The 22,607-nt window shown below is 60.0% G+C and carries 13 protein-coding genes; 11 read left to right on the forward strand and 2 right to left on the reverse strand.

Annotated elements, in window-relative coordinates; all coding sequences use genetic code 11:
- The first annotated feature begins 13 nt into the window (after positions 1 to 13).
- From ACIQUS_RS20090 to ACIQUS_RS20130, 9 genes are all read left to right on the forward strand, one after another.
- On the forward strand, positions 14 to 3,676 hold the full coding sequence (locus ACIQUS_RS20090; RefSeq protein ID WP_403050333.1) for a hypothetical protein: 3,663 nt from the start codon (positions 14 to 16) through the stop codon (positions 3,674 to 3,676).
- The gene (locus tag ACIQUS_RS20095) at positions 3,673 to 7,470 is read left to right on the forward strand and encodes a hypothetical protein (protein ID WP_403050336.1); all 3,798 of its coding nucleotides are present in this window, start codon (positions 3,673 to 3,675) and stop codon (positions 7,468 to 7,470) included. The genes ACIQUS_RS20090 and ACIQUS_RS20095 overlap by 4 nt, the downstream gene beginning before the upstream one ends.
- A gap of 172 nt (positions 7,471 to 7,642) precedes the next feature.
- Positions 7,643 to 11,392 carry a hypothetical protein gene (locus ACIQUS_RS20100; RefSeq protein ID WP_403050339.1) on the forward strand — a complete coding sequence of 1,250 codons (3,750 nt, stop codon included), beginning with the start codon at positions 7,643 to 7,645 and terminating at the stop codon, positions 11,390 to 11,392.
- A gap of 7 nt (positions 11,393 to 11,399) precedes the next feature.
- Positions 11,400 to 12,773 carry a contractile injection system tape measure protein gene (locus ACIQUS_RS20105; protein WP_403050342.1) on the forward strand — a complete coding sequence of 458 codons (1,374 nt, stop codon included), beginning with the start codon at positions 11,400 to 11,402 and terminating at the stop codon, positions 12,771 to 12,773.
- Positions 12,774 to 12,782: 9 nt separating this feature from the next.
- Positions 12,783 to 16,046 carry a DUF4157 domain-containing protein gene (locus ACIQUS_RS20110; protein WP_403050345.1) on the forward strand — a complete coding sequence of 1,088 codons (3,264 nt, stop codon included), beginning with the start codon at positions 12,783 to 12,785 and terminating at the stop codon, positions 16,044 to 16,046.
- A gap of 11 nt (positions 16,047 to 16,057) precedes the next feature.
- Positions 16,058 to 17,377, forward strand: a complete 1,320-nt coding sequence (locus ACIQUS_RS20115) for an ATP-binding protein (protein WP_403050348.1) — start codon at positions 16,058 to 16,060, stop codon at positions 17,375 to 17,377.
- A gap of 510 nt (positions 17,378 to 17,887) precedes the next feature.
- Positions 17,888 to 18,505, forward strand: coding sequence for a hypothetical protein (locus tag ACIQUS_RS20120; RefSeq protein ID WP_403050578.1), 618 nt, complete (start codon positions 17,888 to 17,890; stop codon positions 18,503 to 18,505).
- Between the two features lie 154 nt (positions 18,506 to 18,659).
- Positions 18,660 to 19,094, forward strand: coding sequence for a YeeE/YedE family protein (locus ACIQUS_RS20125; protein WP_403050351.1), 435 nt, complete (start codon positions 18,660 to 18,662; stop codon positions 19,092 to 19,094).
- A 2-nt stretch (positions 19,095 to 19,096) separates the two neighbouring features.
- Positions 19,097 to 19,510, forward strand: a complete 414-nt coding sequence (locus ACIQUS_RS20130; RefSeq protein ID WP_403050354.1) for a DUF6691 family protein — start codon at positions 19,097 to 19,099, stop codon at positions 19,508 to 19,510.
- Positions 19,511 to 19,522: 12 nt separating this feature from the next.
- Here ACIQUS_RS20130 and ACIQUS_RS20135 read toward each other — a convergent pair whose 3' ends face one another.
- The gene (locus tag ACIQUS_RS20135) at positions 19,523 to 19,753 is read right to left on the reverse strand and encodes a hypothetical protein (RefSeq protein WP_403050357.1); all 231 of its coding nucleotides are present in this window, start codon (positions 19,751 to 19,753) and stop codon (positions 19,523 to 19,525) included.
- Between the two features lie 52 nt (positions 19,754 to 19,805).
- Positions 19,806 to 20,879 carry an NAD(P)-dependent alcohol dehydrogenase gene (locus ACIQUS_RS20140; RefSeq protein ID WP_403050360.1) on the reverse strand — a complete coding sequence of 358 codons (1,074 nt, stop codon included), beginning with the start codon at positions 20,877 to 20,879 and terminating at the stop codon, positions 19,806 to 19,808.
- A gap of 270 nt (positions 20,880 to 21,149) precedes the next feature.
- Here ACIQUS_RS20140 and ACIQUS_RS20145 point away from each other — a divergent pair, with 270 nt between their 5' ends.
- On the forward strand, positions 21,150 to 22,076 hold the full coding sequence (locus tag ACIQUS_RS20145; RefSeq protein WP_403050363.1) for a universal stress protein: 927 nt from the start codon (positions 21,150 to 21,152) through the stop codon (positions 22,074 to 22,076).
- Between the two features lie 22 nt (positions 22,077 to 22,098).
- A complete protein-coding gene (locus ACIQUS_RS20150) occupies positions 22,099 to 22,554 on the forward strand; it encodes a hypothetical protein (protein ID WP_403050366.1) in 456 nt (151 codons plus the stop codon).
- Positions 22,555 to 22,607 lie beyond the last annotated feature (53 nt).

The raw sequence follows: 22,607 nt of genomic DNA on the forward strand, positions 1-22,607 counted from the left end.
CGCGGGTGACGGTATGCCGGTCAACGATTGCACGCACACTACCGATCCGCTGAAGCTTGTGCGCGAAGGCAGCAGTCAGGCTCAGCGCCAGGCGACGGCACTCGATCCAGCCTACGCGCCAGTGGATCAGCGTACCGTTGCGCACCATATGGTTTTTGCACGGGCCTATTCGGCGTTCCTGAAATATTTCGATGCCAGCAACACGAAAAATGGCGACTGGCAGCCGTTTTTCGCCGCAGACGTCAGTGTGCAACTTGCCATGGCCGCGGTACAGGACGTGGAGCTCTACAAGGCTTCGATATACGCCTGCTTCGATTTCCTCAACAATCGGGACAACGCATCGAACGAGGCCGAGCTCAAAAACAGGTTGGGGCAGCTGTTCGGTAGCGTGGCCACGCTCGCCGCGCAACTTGAGCAATTGAAAGAAGGGTTGCCATCGCAGTTGCCTCTGAAGGCCCAGTTGAAAAACCTGATAGGCAAGCAGCTGGCGCCTGCCTTCAAGATGCTGTTGCTTTACCACCGGGACGGTTTGCAGGTGACTGCGCCGCCCCCCAGCGGGCCCTATCACCATGAGGTCAGACCCTCCATTGAAATCCTCGGGGCGGCCTTCACCCTTGAGCACGTCAAGGCACTGACGTTTTCCAGCGACTGGATTGTCGAGGACAAGGCGACGGACTGGAAGCGGTACATCAAGCACCTCGACAACACCAAGGTCTATCCACCCACGATGATCTATGGCGGTGCGGCGACGCTGTTCAACCGGATCAACCATATCGCAACGCATAATCTGTTTACGTCGGTGTTCGAGCGTTTCCTGAAAGTCTACGCGCGCACCGTAATCGATGCCGGCGCCGAGCTGGCATCGAGCTTGACCAACAACAATGCGCATGAGCCACACTACGCACTGTTCCTGGCATTCCTGCGCCTGTTCGAACATGTGCGTGAGGAATCGAACACACTCACCGAACGTCACCTGGACTTTTACTATCGCCAGGTTTTACGTCTCAAGGAGAGGGGGGCGCAGCCGAGTCATGTACACCTGCTGGCTGAACTGGCAAAGCCTGTGTCCTCTTACCTGATCGAGGCCGGGACCCTGCTCAAGGCGGGCAAGGACGGTCTGGGCAAAGAAGCCTATTTTTCCGTGCTGCGCGATACCGTACTGAACCAGGCCCGGGTGGCTGCGCTGCAGACGGTCTATCGGCATGACGCCGAAACCATCCGCACCGATGTGCATGGCAAGTACGGCGGACGGCTGTTCGCGTCATCGATTGCCAACTCCGCCGACGGCCTCGGCGCACCGCTGGAAGACAGCGATCCATCCTGGCACCCCTTCCATAACAAGCAGTACCTGGATGGCGGGCTGGCTTCGATCAGGATGCCGTATGCCACAGTCGGTTTTGCTATCGCATCGCATTATCTGCTGCTGGCTGAGGGCAGGCGCAGCATCACGCTGGATCTGACATTGGCAAGTAACGGAGCGGTTGTCGATCTGGCACGTGATGCCAGCTGTTTGTTGACCACGGCTGAGGGCTGGCTGGAAAAACCGATACTCAAAGGGGGCATTGAACAGGGCGCATTGCGTGTCGAGTTGGTTCTGGATGGAGCCGATCCGGCCATCACGCCCTACCGGCAGAACATTCACGGACAACGCTTCGCAACCGACTTGCCGGTGTTGCAAGTACTGCTCAGGCATCGCACCAGCGAGCAGTATGCGTATGCGATGCTTCAGGATGTGGTGGTGCGCAAATATGTACTGAAGGTCGCTGTCGAAGGCTTGAAGACGCTGAAGGTGTCGAACGACTTCGGCCCCGTCGACACCTCCAGGCCTTTCCAGCCGTTTGGCGCCTTACCGGTTGTCGACAGTGCGCTGGTGATCGGATCGAAGGAGATGTTCCAGAAGCAATTGAGCAGTGCCACTGTCCATGTCCAGTGGCTGGAGGAGCCGCAGTCAGAAGACGGCGAAAGTACGGGCTGTATCGATTTCCTCAGGGCAGGGCAGTGGAGCCCAACCCGCATCGATGCGATCGATATCTGTAAAACGGACTACCCCTTGACCGGCGACCTGGAAATGTCGGTACTCGATGAACCTGACTTGTCGGCACCTGCATTTCATAACACCGAGTCCCGTCAGGGGTATATGCGGATACGGCTCAAGGGCGTTGACACGATGGCTGAATTCCAGCGCAAGTGGCAGAAGTACTTGAGCCAGCCCAAGACTCAACCCGTGCCGATACTGACCCCGCCACCGGTCATGAGCGCGTTGAGCCTGAGCTACAGCGCCAGCCAGACAGTGGTCCTGGACAGCGCGAGTGAAGCGGCCTTCGCGCAGCGCAAGAGTCGCTTCTTCCATGTCGCGCCTTTCGGCGAGGCCGAACAGCACCCGCTGCTCAATAGCGCACGCAAGGTGCACCTGATGCCGCAGTTTGCCTTTCGCAGCGTTGATGCCGGCACCGCGAGCGGTGGCGAGTTGTACATTGGCGTAAGCGGCCTGCAGCCACCTCAGAACCTCACGTTGCTGATGGAAGTAGCCCCTGGCACGGCCGATCCACTGGTGACGAAGCCTGCAGCGCACATTACCTGGAGTTATCTATGCGACAACCAGTGGCTGGCTTTTACCGACAATGCGGTGAGTGATGGGACACAGGGACTGCTGTCCTGCGGCATTGTCACGCTGAGCGTGCCGCGCGCTGCTTCGTCGACCAACACCCTTCTGGCGCCCGGCATGCACTGGATACGACTGGCGGTCGCCGACCGTGTCGACAGCGCTTGCCGCCTGTTGATGGTGGCGGCCCAGGCGCTGGAGGCCCGATTCGTCACGCTCGACAACGACCCTGCATTCACTGCCAAGGTGCTGCCGGCAGGAACCATCACCCGGCTGGCGCAGCCTGATCCGGCCATCAAGCAACTCGTGCAGCCGTTCTCGACCTTCGGTGGGCGCGGTGCCGAGACTCGCGGCGATTTGCGCACGCGCATCAGTGAGCGCCTGCGTCACAAGGATCGTGCGATCACGCTCTGGGATAGCGAGCACCTGATCCTGGATGCCTTCCCTCAGATTTACAAAGTCAAGTGCCTGAACCACACGCAGTACGAATCGGATGCCAGTGGTGTTGGCATCTATCGTGAGCTGGCGCCCGGCCATGTGACGGTCGTGGCGCTGGCGAATCAGCAATTGCAGAACCAGCGCGATCCCCTGCGGCCTTACACCAGCCTGGACCTGCTACAGCAGATCGAGACTTTCCTGCTCCAGCGTTGTGCCTGCTTCGTCAAGTTGCATGTTCGCAACCCGCAGTTCGAGGAAGTCAGGTTGGCGTTCAAGGTCCGGTTGCATGACGGCTACGACGAGTCCTACCACATCACCAGGCTGAAGGAGGACGTCACGCGCTTTCTTTCACCCTGGGCGTTTCCGGGGGGCGGTAGTCCATCGTTCGGTGGCAAGGTCTACAAGTCAGTGCTGATTCACTTTGTCGAGCAGCGGCCCTACGTGGATTACGTCAGCGACTTCCAGTTGTTCCACGACATCGCAGGAGTGCCAGGGCGCAGCGATCTGGATGAGGTGGTCGGCTCGCTTGCCGTTTCGATGCTGGTTTCGGCGCCTGCCAACAAGCATGTGATCGAAGTCATGCACCCGATGGCCGCGGCGAACTTCGCCGACCACTGCCCCTGCGAGCCAACATGAGTAGCGAACCGCTCTCTATCCCCAGCCAGCCGGCATTGTCGCCTGCAGCCGACTACTATGCGCTGCGTCGTGAGGGCATCGGCTTTATCGAACAGATGGCCAGCGCCTTGTGGACCGACTACAACGCGCACGATCCGGGCATTACGATCCTGGAACAGCTGTGTTTCGCCCTGACCGACCTGGCCTACCGCAACGGTTGGGATATCAAGGACCTGCTGACGCCAGCCCGGCCTTCCGGCGACCCGGCACAACCCTTTCCCGATCAGGCATTCTTCACGGCGCGTGACATCCTGACGGTAAATCCGGTGACTGCGGACGACTTGCGCCGCTTGTTGATCGGGTTGAATGTCGTGCGCAACGCCTGGGTGTTCTGCAAGCAATGTGCTTGCGATGTGCTGTATTACGCCTGGCACGAAGGCGAGCGGCAGGTCATGTCCTATCGCAAACCCGACCCCGGCGTGCAGCCGGTGGTCCGTGTCGATGTGCAGGGATTGTATGAAGTACTGCTGGAGCTGGAAGCAGATGCCGATGCCGGAGATCTGAACGATCGCAAGGTCGACCTGAAGTCGAGCATCGAAGGGGCAGACGGCACGTCGTATGCGCTGGAGCTGGAGCTGCGTTTTCCCGAGTGGGAACTGGCACGTCCGGCTGACTGGCAAGCCTTCGTGAAGGCCGGCGATGTACTTGCGGTCAAGCTGGTGTCGCTGGGCGCCGACAAACACTACGACGTGCTGAACGACGCCGGCGTGGATCAGGCCGGCCGCGAACGCTACCTGCGCGAGCATTGGAACCATGCACTGTACCTGGGTTTCGAGGTCGTTCTACCAGGCGCGGTCGTCATTGCGATACGCAGTGCAGCGCTACATCTGTTCGGCGATAACACGACCCGCAGCAACATGACATTGGCGCGCTTGCAGGAGGTGCTGCAGGACAGCGGTTCCGGCGGCGCCATCGCACGCTACCGCAGCAAGGTAGGCAAGGCGCTCCGGGCGGTGAATGATGCCTGGCAGACACTGGCAAGCCACCGCAATCTGGACGAGGACTATTGCCGAGTGGCCTGTGTGGCGATCGAGGATGTGGCCGTGTGCGCCGACATCGAGGTTGCGCCGGATGTCGACATCGAGTCGGTCCAAGCCCAGGCGTGGTTCCTGATCGAGCAGTATTTCAACCCTGCAGTGCGGCATTACAGCCTGCAGGAAATGCTGGACGGTGGCACGTCAACTGAAGACATCTTCAACGGCCCGATGCCTCAAGCCGGCTTCCTCAAACACGATGAGCTGGCGGCCTCCAGGCTCAAGTCGGTATTGCGTAACTCGGACATCATCAACCTGTTGATGGGTATCAAGGGGGTGGTGGCCGTCGGCAACCTGTTACTGTCCAAGTTCGACGAAGACGGTGAGCTCGTCAAAGGCGCGGCAGACCCGAGCCTCGATGACGGCAAGCCGGTGTTCGACCCGCTCAAGAGCAGCGCCGCCTGGCAGCTGTACTTGAGCCCGTTGCACCAGCCGCGCCTGTATTTCAAACGTTCGCGTTTCCTGTTCCACAAGAATGGCCTGCCATTTCTGGCCCGCAGGGATGAAGCGGCAGACACGCTCATGCAACTGCGCGGTGAGGCCGAACGCAGCAAGATCAAGGATGCCGACCTGGATCTACCCGTACCCGCAGGTACCTACCGCAATCCGGCGCAGTACCACCCTGTGCAGTACGGCTTCCCGCAGGCCTACGGCATTGGTCCGCAAGGACTGTCACAGTATGCTTCACCACTGCGCAAGGCTCAGGCCAGACAGCTACAGGCCTACTTGATGGTGTTCGAGCAATTGCTGGCCAACGCCTACGCGCAACTGGGGCAGACGGCGGAGCTGTTTTCGCTGAACCCGGCGGTGTCGCAGTCTTACTTCGCCGGCACACTCAATGCCGCGCAAATCAAGTCATACAAGGATGTAGTAGAGAAGGGACTCAATGCTTTGCGTCTGAGCAGCATGACGGAAACGGCGGTCGAGTTTCACCAACGACGCAACCGCTTCCTGGACCACCTGATGGCGCGATTTGGCGAGAATTTCGCAGAGTACGCATTGTTATTGACGGATTTGAACGGGTTGCAATCGGGCCAGGCGCGCCTGATCAACGACAAGATTGCATTCCTCAAGGCGTATCCGCGCATCAGCCACGGGCGCGCCAAGGCATTCGACTACACGCTACCGGGCTGTACGCCGGACAACAGTGCCGGCATCAAGCAGCGCGTCAGTCTGTTGTTGGGCTTCGCGCAGCTACGGTTTGCCTGGGTAATGTCTGGCCCGGGCATCGTTAGCGGCTATGCGCTGGAGGATCAGCAAGCCAGGATCTGGTTGAGTGGTGCATTCGCGCAGCCTGTCGCTGCGGCGAGCGACAACGCTGCCCGGCAGTTGGCGTTTGCCCGATGCATTTCTCGCCTTTCACAGCCCGGGGCCTACGAAGTTATCCGTCAGGGTGCAGGATACAAGCTGACCGTCATCGATGTCGCCGGCCAGCCAATGGGCGAGCGCCCACAAGCCTTCACCACGCTTGCCGCTGCACAAGAGGCGATGGATGAACTGCTGGCCTTTAGCAGCAACCAGCGCATGATCGTGGTCGAACACCTGTTGCTGCGGCCTAAATTTCCAGGCGATGCGTTGTTCCCGGCAGGTTCCAGCGGCGCGTGCGGCTGCTGTGACGATGCCGATCCTTACTCCTTTCGCCTGAGCTTCGTGATACCGGGGTGGATTGCCCCCTTTAGCGACAACCTGACGCTGCGCGGTTTTGCCGATCGCACCATCGCCCAGGAGTTGCCGTCGCACCTGCTGGCGAAATTGTGCTGGGTTGGCAACGAAGGCTTTGTTCCCAACCCCTGCGCGGGGGTGGTGGCTGACGTTGCGGCGCTGTTGGCGTCCAGGTGGCGGACGATCGACGCTAAGCAGCACAGCGAAGCAGACACCTGCCGCTGCGCCGAAGCGCTTTATCTCGCCTTTTCGGCCGTTTTCACTGCCTGGTACGCGGACAGGATGCTGGAGTATCTGCAACCTGCCGCACTGCAGGCCGCATTGCAAAGCGTGTTCGCAACGCAACCGGATCGCTCCACTATTGTCTGCACGAACGCACTCGACGAGTCCGTGTTTACCGAGGTCAGGGCGCTAATGATCCGGTACTTTCAATCTGTGGCGTTCAATGGTTGGCAATTCGAGCGCTTTGAGAATGCCTGGTGCGCGTGGTTGCAGGCCAATGCCGCTTTCAACTGGACGCAAGAGCGCGTGCAGGCACGTGTACAGGCCATTCTCGATGCCGGATTGTCCGGTGCCGCCGACGAGCCCGCGCTGTGCGCCTGTGCAGCCGACCTGACCCTGGCGTGGGGGCAGGCGTTCGACGCCTGGATGCAAGCCAATATCGCCTCCGGCAGGCAACCCGTCGATTTCACGCCCTTTGCTCCGCCTGCGCTGGTGCTGTGTCCGGGCCTCGAGTTCAAGCCCGGCACTGGCGCGCAGGTCGAGGCGTTGCTAATGGACCGCTATTGCGCCTACATCGAGGTGTCTTACCGCCTGCGGGTGGTATTGGCGTTGCTTGGCAACCTGCGCAATGCCTATCCGGAGGCGACCTTGCATGATTGCGACGAGGGCAGCGACCTCAACCCGGTGCGCCTTGGCAGCACGGCACTGGGCGATCTGCCGCGACACAAGGGTGCGCTGCCAGCAGTGTCGGAGCCTGCACCATCGGTGGCTGACGGCGTGACAACCAATAGCGGGAATACCAGAAAACGTTCCAAACGCAGTAAGCCCACCCCATAAGCCCTCTGGGAAAACGGTGCTGACGATGGATGCCGAGCAGGATAAATACCCGATCTTCGAAGCCAACCAGGTGCTGTCGAATCTGCCCCTGAACCAACTGTTCGGCTACTTGAGCGAACAGGAACGCCTGACCCGCGCGAACCTGGTCGGCACCGGTATCTCGTGCGGGCTGGTGCTGCAACTGGACAGCGCGACCACCACCCTGCACATGACCGGCGGTTGTGGCATCACCACCCAAGGCTACCTGGCCGTCGAAGCCGAGAATCTGGCGCTGACCTCGTACCGGGCCTATAACCTCGTGCCCGACATGGACTATCCCTTGTTGCGCGACAAGTCCCAGGCCAGCCAACCGCAGTATCCACTCTGGGAGTTGTTCGCGGCAGGGGAGCCCAATGTCACGCCCTTGAGCTCGCCTGCCGGCTTTCTGGACGACAAGGCTGTATTGCTGTTCATCGAGCTGAAGAAAGAGGGTTTGCGCAACTGCAACCCCAACGACTGCAACGACCGGGGGTCACAAGTCACCGTCACGGTGCGACGGCTGTTGATCGATGCCGACGACCTGGCCAAGGTCATGGCCGAGGCTGCCGGGCTCGCCGCAGGCCAGACAGTGGCCGACCTCGAGGCGTCGTTGCTCGTTGGCCTGAACCTGCCCGACCTGCGACTGCCGCGCCTGGACGTACCTGAAACCGCACTGGTCAGTACCCAACAGGTATTGGCGGCATTTTACCGGGTGTTCTACGACACCGGTCTGGCCAGACACACAGGTGCGGCGCTCAGCGCTGCGTACGCGGCTTTCAAGCCGCTGCTGCAGGATCTGTACCCCAACGATCCATTCGCCGGTTTCCAGCTCAAGTTCGGCTTTCTCGAAGATCTGTCCGGCAATGCCGCCCAGTTTTATTTTCTCCAGTATTACTGCGACCTGTTCGACGACCTGCTGCGCGGCTACGACGAGATGCGCTGGAAAGGGGTGGAGCTGGTCTGTACCTGCTGCCCCGGCGAGCATCCGTTTCCCCGTCATCTGATGCTGGGTATTGCGCAGCCGGTCAGCGTTGCCAATCCCGAACTGTACCGACAAGGTTTCAGCCCTGCGTGCCTGGGCGAGCAGCAGCGCGAAGCATTCCGGCAATTGTTCCAGCGCCTTGTGGTCATGGTCGACAGCTTCACCTATCAGCCCCGGCTGCCAGATCCCTCAAGCGACGCCCCCATCGACCGGCAAGTAAGGATCACCCCCAGTGTTTACGGAGCCAGGCCGCTGGCTGAAAAAGCGCTGCCGTATTACTACGGCTTGAGCGGTACACCACCGCTGTACCACCTGTGGAACCCGGAGCACAGCCGACGCCGGCGCGCCAACCAGAACCTGGGCTATCGCAGCGACGAGTACACGCCCGCCGCCCCGCCGTTCGTGCTCGATGCCTTGCGCTACGATCTGGAGCCCTACGATTTCCTGCGCATCGAAGGCCACCTGGGCAAGCCATACCAATCCGTACTGGACACCTTGCTGCGGCTCAAAGCACGCTATCGCTTGCCGATCGAGATCCTGGCGCTACGCACAGGTGCCTTTGATGAAACGGCGCAACTTGCGGCAAGCAACAAAACGCGCTTCCCCGACCTGGAAGCCCTGTATGACGTCCTGCGTGAAGAACTGCTGACCAACCTGTGTGAAGGGGTTCGCTACCTCTACGACGTCGTGGCCAACGTGGACCTGCCAGGCGGCACTCCCAGCCACCCATTGCTGCAACGACGCGCGCCGCAGTACCGGTATGGCGGCAGCACGGTCGGTGCCTGGTATGAAAAATACCTGGCCAGCTTCCTGGCGCGGCCCTACATCGATGTGGATCAGCACAAGACCGATGCGAACGCGATCCTGACGGTCTATTGCGCGCTGTTCACAGGTACGACCGGTTTGCCGAACAGCCTGTACGCACACGTGGTGTCAATCTATTACATGAGTACGCTGTCCGAAACCCTGCCCGCCAGCCTGGACGCGCTCGCCTACGCCGACTTCGAGAACAAATGCCAGGATCTGCTCAGCCTGACCCGTTACTTTCGCAGTGACGTCAGCAAGCAGGTGACTGCTGATCTGCAGCAGTTCATTCCACAGGAAGCGCTGATCGATCACTTCGACCAGGTGTTGTATGGCTGCAACCTGGAGGCGATCAAGGCGTTGCACGAGGAGTATCTGCGCCGCCTGCGTGAATTGAAGCAGCAGCAAATGCTCGGTTACTTCCTGCGTCAGCATCCGGGTATCCAGCACAAGGCCGGCGTGCCCCTTGGGGGAACCTTCGTCCTGGTGTATCACCAGGAGGCCAACGCAAGGGCGTTCATGCTGGACGAGCGGGCGAGGGCGATGTTCGATGCGCCCCTGGCGGCTGGCGGCCTTAAAACTGCCGCGTTCGGCACCCTCGACAGCCTGGCGGTTTCCCGGGCATTGGGGCGGATCGGTCGCAACAGCACACTGGTAAAAGACCCGGACGTCCGGATGGTGCTTGCAAGCCTCACCGGCGAGGTGCCGGAGGCTGATATTCGCCCGGTGACCGAGGACGATGACGATAGCTTGATCAGCCAGTCGGTCAGATCGTTGGAAAAGGGCACGGTCATCGCCGATTTCTTTCTGCCTTATCGCTGCGCCGGCGATGGCCCGGGCGTGCAATATGTGTTGCCACTGCCGCCGCTGGGCTTGAGCGTGAAGCTGTCCTGTACCAATGAGGCGGGCAATGCCGCGACGCTGGAGCCCATAGGCGGCCAGGCGCCTTACGCCTATCAACTCGATGACCAACCCTTCAAAGCGTTGACCACGCCCGTGTTGCTCAGCGCGGGCGATCACACCCTGGCGGTACGCGACAGTGCAGGGGCACAGTCTGCCCTACAGACAGTGTCGGTGCCGTCGGCCTTGCACATCGGGCAGGAAGCGTACATCGACGACGTCAACGCAATGACGTACCAGGTAAGGTTTACCGTCACCGGTGGCGTCATGCCGTACTCGGCAGACAACGGCAGCCTTGATGTAAGCACTTATACCAGTGATCCAGTCCCTAGCGAGCAGCCCCTGCGGGTGAACATCAGTGACTGCGCCGGCTGCAGTGTGCATCGGGAGTTTTCCCGTATCGTGCCGCCCAGGTGCGATTTGCCGTGTGATGGATTGGCGATGCGTTGCGGACATCGTTTCTGGCTGCCTGAGCCCGAGCCTGAGCCGGAGCGACGGTTTGTCAGGGTACAACTAAAGGTCGATGTGTTCCGTTTCGAATTGCGCGCCGGCGGGATGGTCGATCTGACATCGGAAGTCGAAGCGATTCTTTCGGGCGTGAGTAGCGACGACCTCAACAACAACTTTGACGCTGTTGCTCAAAAGTGGACCGATCAGATCAATCGCTTGATCGCCGGTGCCATCGACGACGATGACTGGCTGCGCCTTGATTACACGCGCAATATCGGGGGTATGGCCGTACTTGGAATCGAGTATTTCGTGTGCCTCAAGTTCGAATTCCGTATTCGGGCAGTCATCATGCGTTCCAACATCGACACGAAATTGCCGATCGAGACGCTCTACACTCCCGCAGGCACAGAGATCAATGTCGGCCCGGATTTCCCTACGGTTGTCATTCCCCCGTTCAACTGCTCTCGAATCGCCAAATGCGACCCTGAGCGTCCGGTGACCCATGACTGCACGGACGTCGACCTGACGTTGAAAATCAACCAGCGGCTTGAAGGAAACCAGCTGACACTGAAATTTACGGCGACAGGTCGTGACAAGCCAGTTGCCTTTTTGTGGGAAGTGCAGGATTGCTTGCCATCGGTGTCCGCAAACAAGTCCGACACCTTGACCGTTATGTCCGGCTCGCCGACCGTCAAGTCGATCCGGCTTACAGCCTTCACTGAACGGGGCTGTGCCGTTGTGGCCACAGGCCAATTCACCGTGGGGTAGCCGCATCATGCCGCCGAAACCGCCCCACTGTATCCGCCGCCAGTACCTCGACGTCGAGATGCAAGGCAGCGAGTCCGATGCCTTTGCCCTGCAGGGCAAGTTGGCGGCGTTGCTTCGGCAGCGGCTGATGCCGGTGATCGAGCAGGCGCTGGACCGCTACAGCCCGGCGCAAGGCATTCTGCGCATCGAACGGCTGGATATCGACCTGGGCAGCATCGCACTGGAGCGGCTGGAGCAGGATTTGCCGCAGGTGCTCGGGCAATGCGTCGAGCTCGCCCTCGACGCACGCCTGTCACGCTACGGCGGCAGCCAACCGGTCAGCCAAGATGGACCTGTACAGGTCATCGACAGTGTGCAGGCACTGGACGAGGGGCTGGCTTGGTTTCTTCGATATGGCACGTTGCCTTGCACACTGTATCTGGCCAGCGGCATGAACCTGGAAAGCACCCTGGTAGCCGCCTGGCGTGCTGCTGGTTCAACCTCGTCATTGGCGCTCGCCCCCTTGTTGCTGCAGGCGCTAGCAGGGCAGGCGGCACTCGAACGCCTGGCGCGCCGCTTTACCGCCCGGTTTCACCAGGCCTTGTTGAGCCGGCTGTCGTCGCCAGCGGCAGCTGCACTGGGACTGGGGCGCCAACGCCTGCACGCAGGCGTGTTTCCTGCCGACAGGATCCGCGCTGAACGTCTGCTATGCCAGGCAGCGTTTACCCGGGTGCTGCAGGCCAGGACCTGTACTGCCGAGGATCTGGTCGAGGATGCGATGCATCTGGACAAGGGCGCGTCGGCTACCCGGACCGGTACAGAGGGGCAATATGGAGCGTCAGAAATACCTGTCGAAGGCGTAGTCACAGGCGCAACGGCTGAGGATCACCTCAGCCATGCTGACGAGGAAGAAGGGATATTCATCAACAATGCCGGCTTGGTCCTGTTGCACCCATTCCTGAGCCGCCTGTTCGAGGCATTGAAGCTGAGCGAAGGCGAAAGCCTGTTGCAGCCCGGACGGGCGCTGGTGCTGTTGCACTTGCTTGCCAGTGGCCAGGTCCAGGCGCCGGAGTACGAACTGGCTCTGCCCAAGCTGCTGTGCGGGTTGCCGCTGACGGCAAACGTGGACATCGACCTGGTGCTCGGTGCTGAGGAAATAGACGAGGCACAAGGTTTACTGGAGGCAGTAATCGGCCATTGGACGGCGCTGCGCAATACCTCCAGCGATGGCTTGCGCGGCACCTTTCTGATGCGCCCTGGGAAGCTTGCGCGGCGCAACGGTGAATGGTTGTTGCAGGTAGAGCAGCAAACAGTGGACATCCTGATGAGCGAACTGCCGTGGGGGGTCTCGGCGGTTCGCCTGCCCTGGATGGAACAGATCCTGTGGGTGGAATGGGCTTAGCGAGCGATCATGAAAGCGAGCGCTGAAAAAACTGCATCGACCACGACCTCGGCCAGTACTCACGAGACGAGCCATCACGCGTCTGGCAAGGCGTCAGAGGGCAGTTTTTTCTCGCCAGTGCGCCAGACCGGTGCCGTCCAGTTCAAACTGTCGGTGAGCCAGGCCGGCGACAGCTTCGAACAGGAAGCGGACCGCATGGCCGATAAGGTCATGGGCGCACCGGCACCTTCACCAGTGAATCTGCAGCACACCCCATCCCGGCAACTACTGCGCAAGGAAAGTGGCAGCACGCCGACCGTCGATGCAGCCACCCAGTCGGCAATCGGCAGAAAGATGACCTCCGGGCAACCGCTGTCCAGCGAAGTACGCGATTTCATGGAGCCACGTTTCGGCGCCGATTTCAGCAACGTGCGCATTCACAGCGATACAGAGTCGACCAGGCTGAGCAACCGCTTGAGCGCGCGTGCCTTTACCTACCAGAACCATGTGTTTTTCTCCGATCACCAGTACCAACCGGGCACTGGCGAGGGCAAGCACCTGCTAGCCCACGAACTGACCCATACGCTCCAGCAAGGGCATGCTGTACAGCGCAGCGCCGCGGTATCGAGCAGCGCCAACACACCACAGATCCAGCGCTTCGGGGTGCAGGATGCGCTCGATCGCTTTGCTGAAAAGGCCCATTACCTGCCGGGCTTTGCCCTGTTGAGCATCGTGCTTGGCTTCAACCCGATCAACCGCCGCAAAACCGATCGCAGCGCGGCCAGTATCCTGCGTGCGTTGATCGAGGTGCTGCCCGGTGGCGCCGTGATTGCCCAAGCGCTCGACAATCACGGCGTGTTCACCCGCGCTGGCACCTGGGTCGAACAGCAACTGGCGGTGCTGGGCGATGTTGGCAGCGATATCGTCGCGTCACTTGCAGCGTTCATCGACGCGTTGAAGTGGAGCGATATTCTGCACCTGGACGATGTATGGGAGCGTGCCAAGGCGATATTCACCCAGCCGATTGCACGCTTGCTGGCGTTCGCGGCCAGTGCGGTGACAGGGCTGATGGCGTTGATCAAGCAAGCCATCCTGCGGCCGCTGGCTGCCTTGGCGCAGGGCACTGCGGCTTACGATCTGTTGAAGGCGGTGCTGGGACAGGATCCGATTACCGGCGACCTCGTGCCACGCACGCCACAGGCCTTGATCGGCGGATTCATGAAGTTGATCGGCCAGCAAGAGGTGTGGGAGAACATCCAGAAAAGCAACGCCATCGGCCGCGCCTGGGCCTGGTTCGAGAGGGCAATGGGCGGTCTGCTCGGTTTCGCCCGGTCCATACCGGCACAGATTGTGGAAACGCTATCGAGCATCACCTGGCAGGATGTCGTCACCCTTAGCGGTGTGTTTGCCAAAGTGGGCAAGGCCCTGGTGAACGTGGGCGGGCAGTTTTTCAGCTGGGCCGGGGCGCAAGTCATCAGCCTGCTGGAAATCATCTTTGCCGTTGTTGCGCCCAATGCCATGCCCTACATCAAAAAGGCGCAGGGTGCGTTTCGCACCATTATCCAGAAGCCGATTGCCTTTGCCGGCAACCTGGTACGCGCCGGGAGGATGGGTTTCGAGCTGTTTGCCGCCAACATCGGTGCGCATTTGAAAAGCGCACTGATCAAATGGATCACCGGCCCCTTGGGGGAGGCGGGCGTTTACATGCCAACGGCCTTTAGTCCGATCGAAATCGCCAAGCTGGGGCTGTCGGTGCTCGGCCTGACCTGGCAGGCCATCCGCGCCAAACTGGTCAAAATCATCCCTGACCCGGTGCTGGCGGTGCTGGAGAAAACCGCCAGCGTGTTGGTGACCTTGGTGCGTGAGGGCCCGGTGGCGGCCTGGCAGGAAATCAAGAACGAGTTGAATGCGCTCAAGGATACGATGATCGCCAAGGTCACTGAAATGATCACCAGCGAAGTGGTCAAGGCGGCCGTGGTGAAACTGGTGAGCATGCTCAACCCCGCCGGTGCGGTGATACAGGCCATCATCGCGGTCTGGAACACGATCAACTTCTTCATCGAGAAGATCAACCAGATCGCTGGTGTGGTCGCCACGTTTATCGATTCGATTGCCGAAATTGCCGCAGGCAGGGTGACGGGCGCGTCGAAAAAAGTCGAGCAGACCATGGCCAATACGCTGACCGTGATCATTGCGTTCCTGGCCCGGTTTGCCGGGCTGGGAAATATTCCGGGCAAACTGGTCGGCATCATCAGGAAAATCCGCGCGCCCATCGACAAGGGACTCGACAAGATCGTGGCGTGGCTGGGCAACCTGCTCAAGAGGATCGGCGCGGCGGCGAAGGCGGGCGTCAAGAGTCTGGTGAGTTGGTGGAAGAAAAAAGTGCCTGTCAGTGGAGGGGGGGAGAACCACACGCTGACGTTCGAGGGGGAGCGCAAAAGGGCCCGGCTGGTACTGCGATCCACGCCACAGATGCCGTCCGCTTTCTTGAAGACCATGGCCGAGAGCCAGCTCGTGCCTGAGGTAACCTATCGCCAGCCCGTCGAAAAAGTGGAAACCCAGGAAGTCGCCATCGCTTATGTGCAGTCCCAGCTGGCCTCCTTTGACGATAACAACGATGCTACTGCAACGGGTAAGCGCGCCGACGAGGCCGACCAGTTTGCTATCGAGCTGGATAACAAGCTGGAGATTCTCGGCAGGTATCTTGGCACTACGTTGGATGGCTGGGGTGTGAAGAACCCAAACATCAAAGCCAAGGATATCGATCTGCCGCGTGGTAGCTTCAGTTATCAGCAAAAAGTCGACATCGCTGCCCAGCACAGAAAAATGGGCGGTGGGCATGAGCTACGGGAAAACAAACAAGGCGACCTGATCAATGTTTCCCGCGAAAAGGGCAAGGAACTGGCACGGCGCCACGTGGTGTCCGCCCACGACATGTCTGAACACTACACCAAAGCGCTGACCGGCAAAAAAGCCTCCGAAGCCAAGCTCTTGCTTGAGCAGCGTGGCTCTATTGCCCAGGCACGTACCTTTGTGAGTGGCTTGACGGTAGAAGCCATCCAGGTTGCCGCCAAAACCCGATACTCGAAGTTTTTTGGCTACCTGCGCAATATGTTCATCGGTGACAGTCGGCAAAACAGTGCGATCCAGGAAAAAATTGATCGTTATCACCCCGCTATGCAGAAGGCCGATGGCACACCGGATGAAGAGAAAATCGATGGACATGTGCGCCATATGAAGCGCGCCTGGGCAATCGACTACTCGATAACAATTTCCGGCCTGGACAAACAATAGGGAGCGCAAAATTGTCGACCGACAATCTCCAGACAGCCCTGCACTACCTGCGCGCTGTCATTGTGGCCCGGCTCCAGTGCGCATCGCCTGAGGCACTTGAGCAAACCGTCAACGGCACCGCCTACTACGCGGACGATTCGCCTTTCGCACAGTTCATCGAGGCGCACGCGCCCAGCTTCGAGGAGTACATCGTGTTGCTGCTGGCACTGTCGCCGAATGTGCTGCCGACGTTCTTGAGTGACATCATCAGCACCTATCTGCCAACCGGTGGCGACTTTCCTGCGTTCGGTGGCGTCAGGGGCAACGGCCACCGTGGCGTGATCCCTACTGGCGAAACGGCGCAATTCATCTTGGCCGGCGACAACCTGGTCAACCGGATGCTGGTGCAGCGCATGTTGGGCAGCGAGCACTGGTTCGCGCGCAAGCACATACTCTGGCCGGAGGCGGTGCGCGAGGGCGAGCCGACGATGAGCGGACGCTTGATTCTGGCGCCGGAAGTCGTGGAGTTGCTCACGGTCGGCACCGTCAGCAAACCGCGCTTTTGCAGCGAGTTCCCCGCCGAGCACCTGCAAACGGAAATGGACTGGAGCGACCTGGTGCTCAACCAGGACACCCGCAAGCAAATCCGTGACATCGAAAACTGGAACCTGCACAAGGACACCTTGTTGCACGACTGGGGCATGGGTCGCAGGATGAAACCAGGCTACCGGGCCTTGTTCTATGGGCCGCCCGGCACCGGCAAGACGTTGACTGCAACCTTGTTGGGCCAGCAGACGGGGCGGGAGGTGTTTCGCGTCGATCTGTCGCGCGTGGTCTCCAAGTACATCGGTGAGACGGAAAAGAACCTGGCGCGGCTGTTCGACAAGGCCGAAAACAAACAATGGATCCTGTTCTTCGACGAAGCCGATGCCCTGTTCAGCAAGCGCACCGATGTGCGCGACTCCCTCGACAGGCATGCCAACCAGGAAGTCGCGTACTTGCTGCAGCGCATTGAGACCTACAACGGTCTGGTGATTCTGGCCACCAACCAGCGCAGCAATATCGATGACGCCTTCGTGCGGCGCTTCCAGGCGATCGTACACTTTCCAATGCCCGGGCCAGTTGAACGCGAAGCGATCTGGTGCAAGTCCTTCCCGCCACAGATCGAACTTGCGTCAGACGTGGACTGGCGGGAAATCGCAGGACGCCATGAGCTCAGTGGCGCGAGCATTCTGAATGTCAGCCACTATTGCGCACTCGAGGTGCTGGCCAGTGGCACGCACCGCCTTGACCAGCAGCAGCTGGAAGCGGCCATCCTGCGTGAATACGTCAAGGAGGGAAAAATTATCTAGTCCCCGTCTGGTCTATTCATCTGCAACCAGGCCAGCCAGAGCGGTCACCCGCCACTTGACCCTGTGCAGGAGCATGGACGGTGGGGGTAATTCAATCCAGATCATATTCATCACAGCGTACCGCCTGTCGCTGTTTTTGCCCGAAAAATGAACGATCGGAAAATACAGTCCTCTGATTTCCCAGCAGACCGGTCCGCAGTGATCGTGTTTGCTCTCCCCAGTAAAAAAATGGACGTTCAACCTCATCTGCATGGTATGGCATGCACATGGGGATTTTTTTTACCTGAAATCCGGAGTAAAGACATGCCCCCATCAATGACTCGCCAAGCGAGTCGCTGCGTTCCCGTCATGCCGGATTTTTGATCTGGTCTGTTTATCTGAACTTGAGCCTGTAGTTGCGACCAAGGCGTTCGTGCGCCGGTTGCATGGTCATTCAGCAGTCATGCATTACGTGGAGAAGTCGTCGTGGAGATTAATACAATTATCAGCCTGTTCGGGCAGAAAGAATCCATGGAACTTGTGCGTCTGGCGGTTATTTATATCCATCTGTTGGCCTGCTGCGTCGCCATTGGTCTGGTGTTTGCCAGCGATGCGGCAATGGTCAAGGATTTATTGAAAGGTCGAACATCGAGTGGGCACGATGACGCTCACATGGAAAGTTTGCAGAGGTCTGTTGCCAATGCACTTATATTGTTATGGCTGACCGGCGCAGCGATCATTGGCGTCGACTATATAGAAAAAGGCATGGCCTATTTTAATAATCCAAAACTTCACGCCAAAGTCATTATTGTCTTGTTGTTGACCTTTAACGGCATGTTGCTGCATCGCTATGTATTGCCGGCCTTGCTCAAGGCCGGGTCACTGCTTGACCTCAAGGTCGGTGTGCGAATGTTTGCCCTGTTCGCTGGCGCACTGTCGGGCGTGTCGTGGTTGTACGCGGCCATGCTGGGGGTCGGCCGGCCACTGGCCTGGAAGTATTCGCTGACCGAGTTGCTGGTGGCGTATCCGCTGTTGATTGCGCTCGGGTTTGCGCTGATGGTGGTCCTGACCCAGTGGGCGCGTATTCGCCGCATGGCCGTGGCGGACCAGCCGGGCCCATGGCTGCTTGCGGGCATTCACTCGCGTTGAACGGCTGAAACGATCGGAAAAGGCAGTGAATCTGCCAAGCCTCGGCCCCCTCCCAGTGAGGGGGCTTTTGCGTCGCTTGTCGCCTGAGGGTGAGCGTAGTGTAATTGAGCGGGCATCTGCGCCTGTTTCAGTTGTTCTGTGCGAAGGAGTTGACATGACGATCGATTGGCCCGCTTTCACCCCGTGGTCGGCCTTGTTCGGCGGCGTGCTGATCGGCCTTGCCGTGAGTCTGTTTGCGCTGATGAATGGTCGTATCGCCGGCATCAGCGGCCTGCTGGGCAGTGTGCTGCAAAAGGAGGGCGAGGGCAGGGGGGAGAAAGCACTGTTTCTTCTGGGCGTGTTGGTGGCGCCGCTGGTGTGGTGGTTGTTTTCGCAGGCGCCGATCGTGCAGTTCCAGACGGGCTGGACGGGGTTGCTCGTAGCCGGTCTGCTGGTGGGGGTGGGCACGCGCTACGCTGCCGGTTGCACCAGTGGCCACGGTGTCTGCGGGCTGGCGCGGCTGTCGCCTCGCTCGCTGGTCGCCACCCTGTGCTTCATGAGCACAGGGTTTGCCATTGTATACGTCAGCCGCCACCTGCTGGGAGCCTGATCATGCGATGGTTGACGGCGTTTATCTGCGGCGTGCTGTTTGGCCTTGGTCTACTGTTGGCGGGCATGGTCAACCCCACCAAGGTGCTTGGTTTTCTCGACCTGGCCGGACAGTGGAACCCATCGCTCGGCCTGGTCATGGTGGGCGCCATCGGCGCGGCCCTGATACCCCTGCAATGGAGCAGCAAACGAACACGTTCGATGCTTGGCTTGCCGATGCGCATGCCCACGACGCGAGCACTGGATCGCCGCTTGGTGGGCGGCAGCCTGGTATTTGGCGTCGGTTGGGGCATCGCCGGTGTCTGCCCGGGGCCTGCGCTGGCCCTGGTGCTGAGCGGCCACTGGCAAATACTGGTGTTCGTATTCGCGATGCTGGCGGGCATGGCGATCTTCAACTTGCTGCAAAGCCGGCCCTGAGCCCGGCCCCGATTACAGTAGTACCGAAGGGCCTTTACCGTAGCCATGCAGCATTGTCTCCAACGCCGGCATGCGGGGCACGTTGTCCTGTATCAGTGCAAATGAGTGCGGCGCGCTGAGCCGGGCATTGAGTCGTTCAACGAAGTCGGTCGCTTCCTCAAGACTGCGAAAGCTCACCATCCAGACATCCAGATGAACCCACCAACGGTCCTGACGTGAATGATCTTCAATGTAGATGTTCATTTGAGGCTACTCCGTTGTCGATGCGCGGGTTTGCACGGGACGCCGGTCTCGATCAGGGCGTTATGGCGACCTTCATCACCCCATCGCGTTGATGCGCAAACAGCTCGTAAGCGGCTTCGATGTCGTCGAGTTTGAACCGGTGCGTCACCAGGGGCCCCAGGTCGATGCGCTCGTTGGCGATCACCTCCATCAGGCGCCGCATACGCTCCTTGCCGCCGGGGCACAGGGTGGTGACGATGGTGTAGTCGCCCAGACCCGCAGCGAAGGCATCGAGGGGAATGCGCAAGTCCGAGGCATAGACGCCGAGACTGGACAAGGTGCCGCCCGGGCGCAAGACCCGCAGCGCGGATTCAAAGGTCGCTTGTGTACCGAGCGCTTCAATCGCCACATCGACCCCGCGCCCGTTGGTAATCGCCATGATCTGCTCGACGACATTACCCTGGGTGTAGTCGACGATGTGGGTGGCACCCAGCTGACGGGCTACCGTCATGCGCGCATTGACGCTGTCGACCCCGATGATCATGCCCGCCCCTTTGAGGCGGGCGCCGGCTACCGCACACAGGCCAATGGGCCCGAGCGCGAAGACCACCACGGTATCACCGATCTTCACATCGCCTCGCTCTGCGCCGCAGAACCCGGTGGACATGATGTCCGGACACATCAGTACCTGTTCATCCGTCAGGTGATCGGGGATCAGGGCAAGGTTGGCCATGGCATCCGGCACCCGGACATACTCGGCCTGGCAGCCATCGATGGTGTTGCCGAACTTCCAGCCACCGATCGCCTTGAACCCATGCAGGGCGCCGGGCCCGTCCTGGGACGCGCAGCCACACAGGCAGGCATTGCTGTAGCCACTTGGGGTGATTGCACCGGCGATGACCCGCTGGCCTTCGCTGAAGCCTTTGACCTGGGCGCCGAGCTTTTCAATGACGCCGACGGGCTCATGGCCGATGGTCAGGCCTTTGGCGACAGGGTATTCCCCCCGCAGGATGTGCACGTCGGTGCCGCAGATGGTCGTGGTGGTGAGCCGCACCAGGGCATCGGCAGGGCCTATGTCCGGAATCGGCTTCTCATCCAGCACTATCCGGTTCTTTTCCACAAAAATTGCAGCTTTCATGGTCGCCATGGCATCGATTCCTTTTTGAGAGTGCGGCCTTCACCTGTGTTTAGCCTGCGCTGAAAATCATCGAATCAATTGACCGGGATCAAGGATCCACCTCCGTTTGCGGTGGAGCGGTTACCGTGCGTCGGACCACGCATGACTGCAGTTGGGCCTGCGCCGGACGGTCCGGCATTTCGAGGTGCTTGGCATCGGAACTTGATACAGGTCAAACACACAGCCTAGGACAGATGCACGATGGCAGGTACCAACTCATCGCTAAGTGCGAGGTGTGTCATGTCCGACTATCAACGCGTGCTGCTGATTGCTCCCCCGCTGATGCAGCGCACAGACGCTTATGACCGTGCCGCAGCCCTGGCCAAAGCCAAGGGCATGGCGTTGCATATCGTGGCGTTCGATTACCTGGTGGGCCTTGCCACCGCCGGGTTGGTCAATGAACAGGCACTGGCTGTCATGCGCCAGGCCTATGTCGAGAAGCATCATCAATGGCTTGAAGAACAGGCCGGCCCGATGCGCAGGAACGGGCTCACGGTCACTACCGAAGTCGTCTGGGTCGATGATGTGCTCGACGAGATCCTCACCCACCTCAAGGAGCAGCCCTTTGCCCTGGTGGTCAAGGATATCGAGCACGAATCGCGCTTGATGCGGGCGATGTTCACGTCCCTGGATAACCAGCTGCTGCGGGAAACCAGGGTGCCCTTGCACTTTGTCAGCAAGGCCGGTCACGCCACGCCGCGCAAGGTGCTGGCTGCGGTCGACCTGTCGCGTCCTGACGATCAGTTCCCGGGCTTCAATGACCGCATTGTCAATGAAGCGCTGAAACTGGCCATGCAGTGTAAGGCACAGGTGCAGATCCTGTATGCCTACGACCTGACTTCCCTGCAGACCGATGCACAAACCCTGGGCCGTAAATCGTTCCTGTTTGGCTCCAACGTTGCCGAAAGCCTGCATGAGGCGCAAGGCGCCGCCTTCCGCGAGCTGGCCGAGCGCAACGGGATTGATCCGGAAAATTGCCATATGATCATGGGGGACCCGGCAAAAGTCCTGAGCATTTTCTGTGAAGCCCAGGATACCGACATTGTCGTGATGGGCCGTGTGCACCATCGTGGACTGGCCAAGTACATCGGCAGCACGGTTGAGCGGGTGCTGTACAAGATGCCGAGCAGTGTCCTGGTGGTTGCCCCGCAGTCCCCGGTGGTCTGATGCGTGATTGCGTGTTCAGGCAATGACCTGGTTCGAGGGCGTTGTGCAGCTACTCACGGCCAGGCCCTGGATGCTGTCGGGGTTTGCCGCTATCAGCCTGGGCGTGGGCGTCATTGTCCAGCATCGTTACACCGTGCTGGTTGGCAAGGCGATCTTCAATCCTGGCGCGCCAGGTTGGCGGGACAAGGTCGAGCGTATGGCGACCTGTGCCAAGGAGTCGAACCTGGTGCTGTGTCTACTCCTGGCCGTAGGGATAGGGTACCCGACGACCCTGTACTTTGCGGCGCGATCGATCCGCGCCATCGCTGCGGCCTGCGAAGCCAACCTCAACGACCCGTTGGTGATCCCGGGCGAAGATGGGCGGTCGATATCGATTGCTTCGCCCGTGTGCCAGTGCTTGTCCCAGGTGTTTCTGGACCGCAACGGCGTCGTGCGGCTCGCCCTGTTCGATACCTCAGCCCTTGATGTGACGGACTAGCAGGGCATCACCGAAGAGGACGAGCAGCACTGTTTGGACCGTGTTATTCCGGC

Origin of the sequence: Pseudomonas sp. NPDC090755 (assembly GCF_044769005.1) — a bacterium.
Classification (GTDB): Bacteria; Pseudomonadota; Gammaproteobacteria; order Pseudomonadales; family Pseudomonadaceae; genus Aquipseudomonas.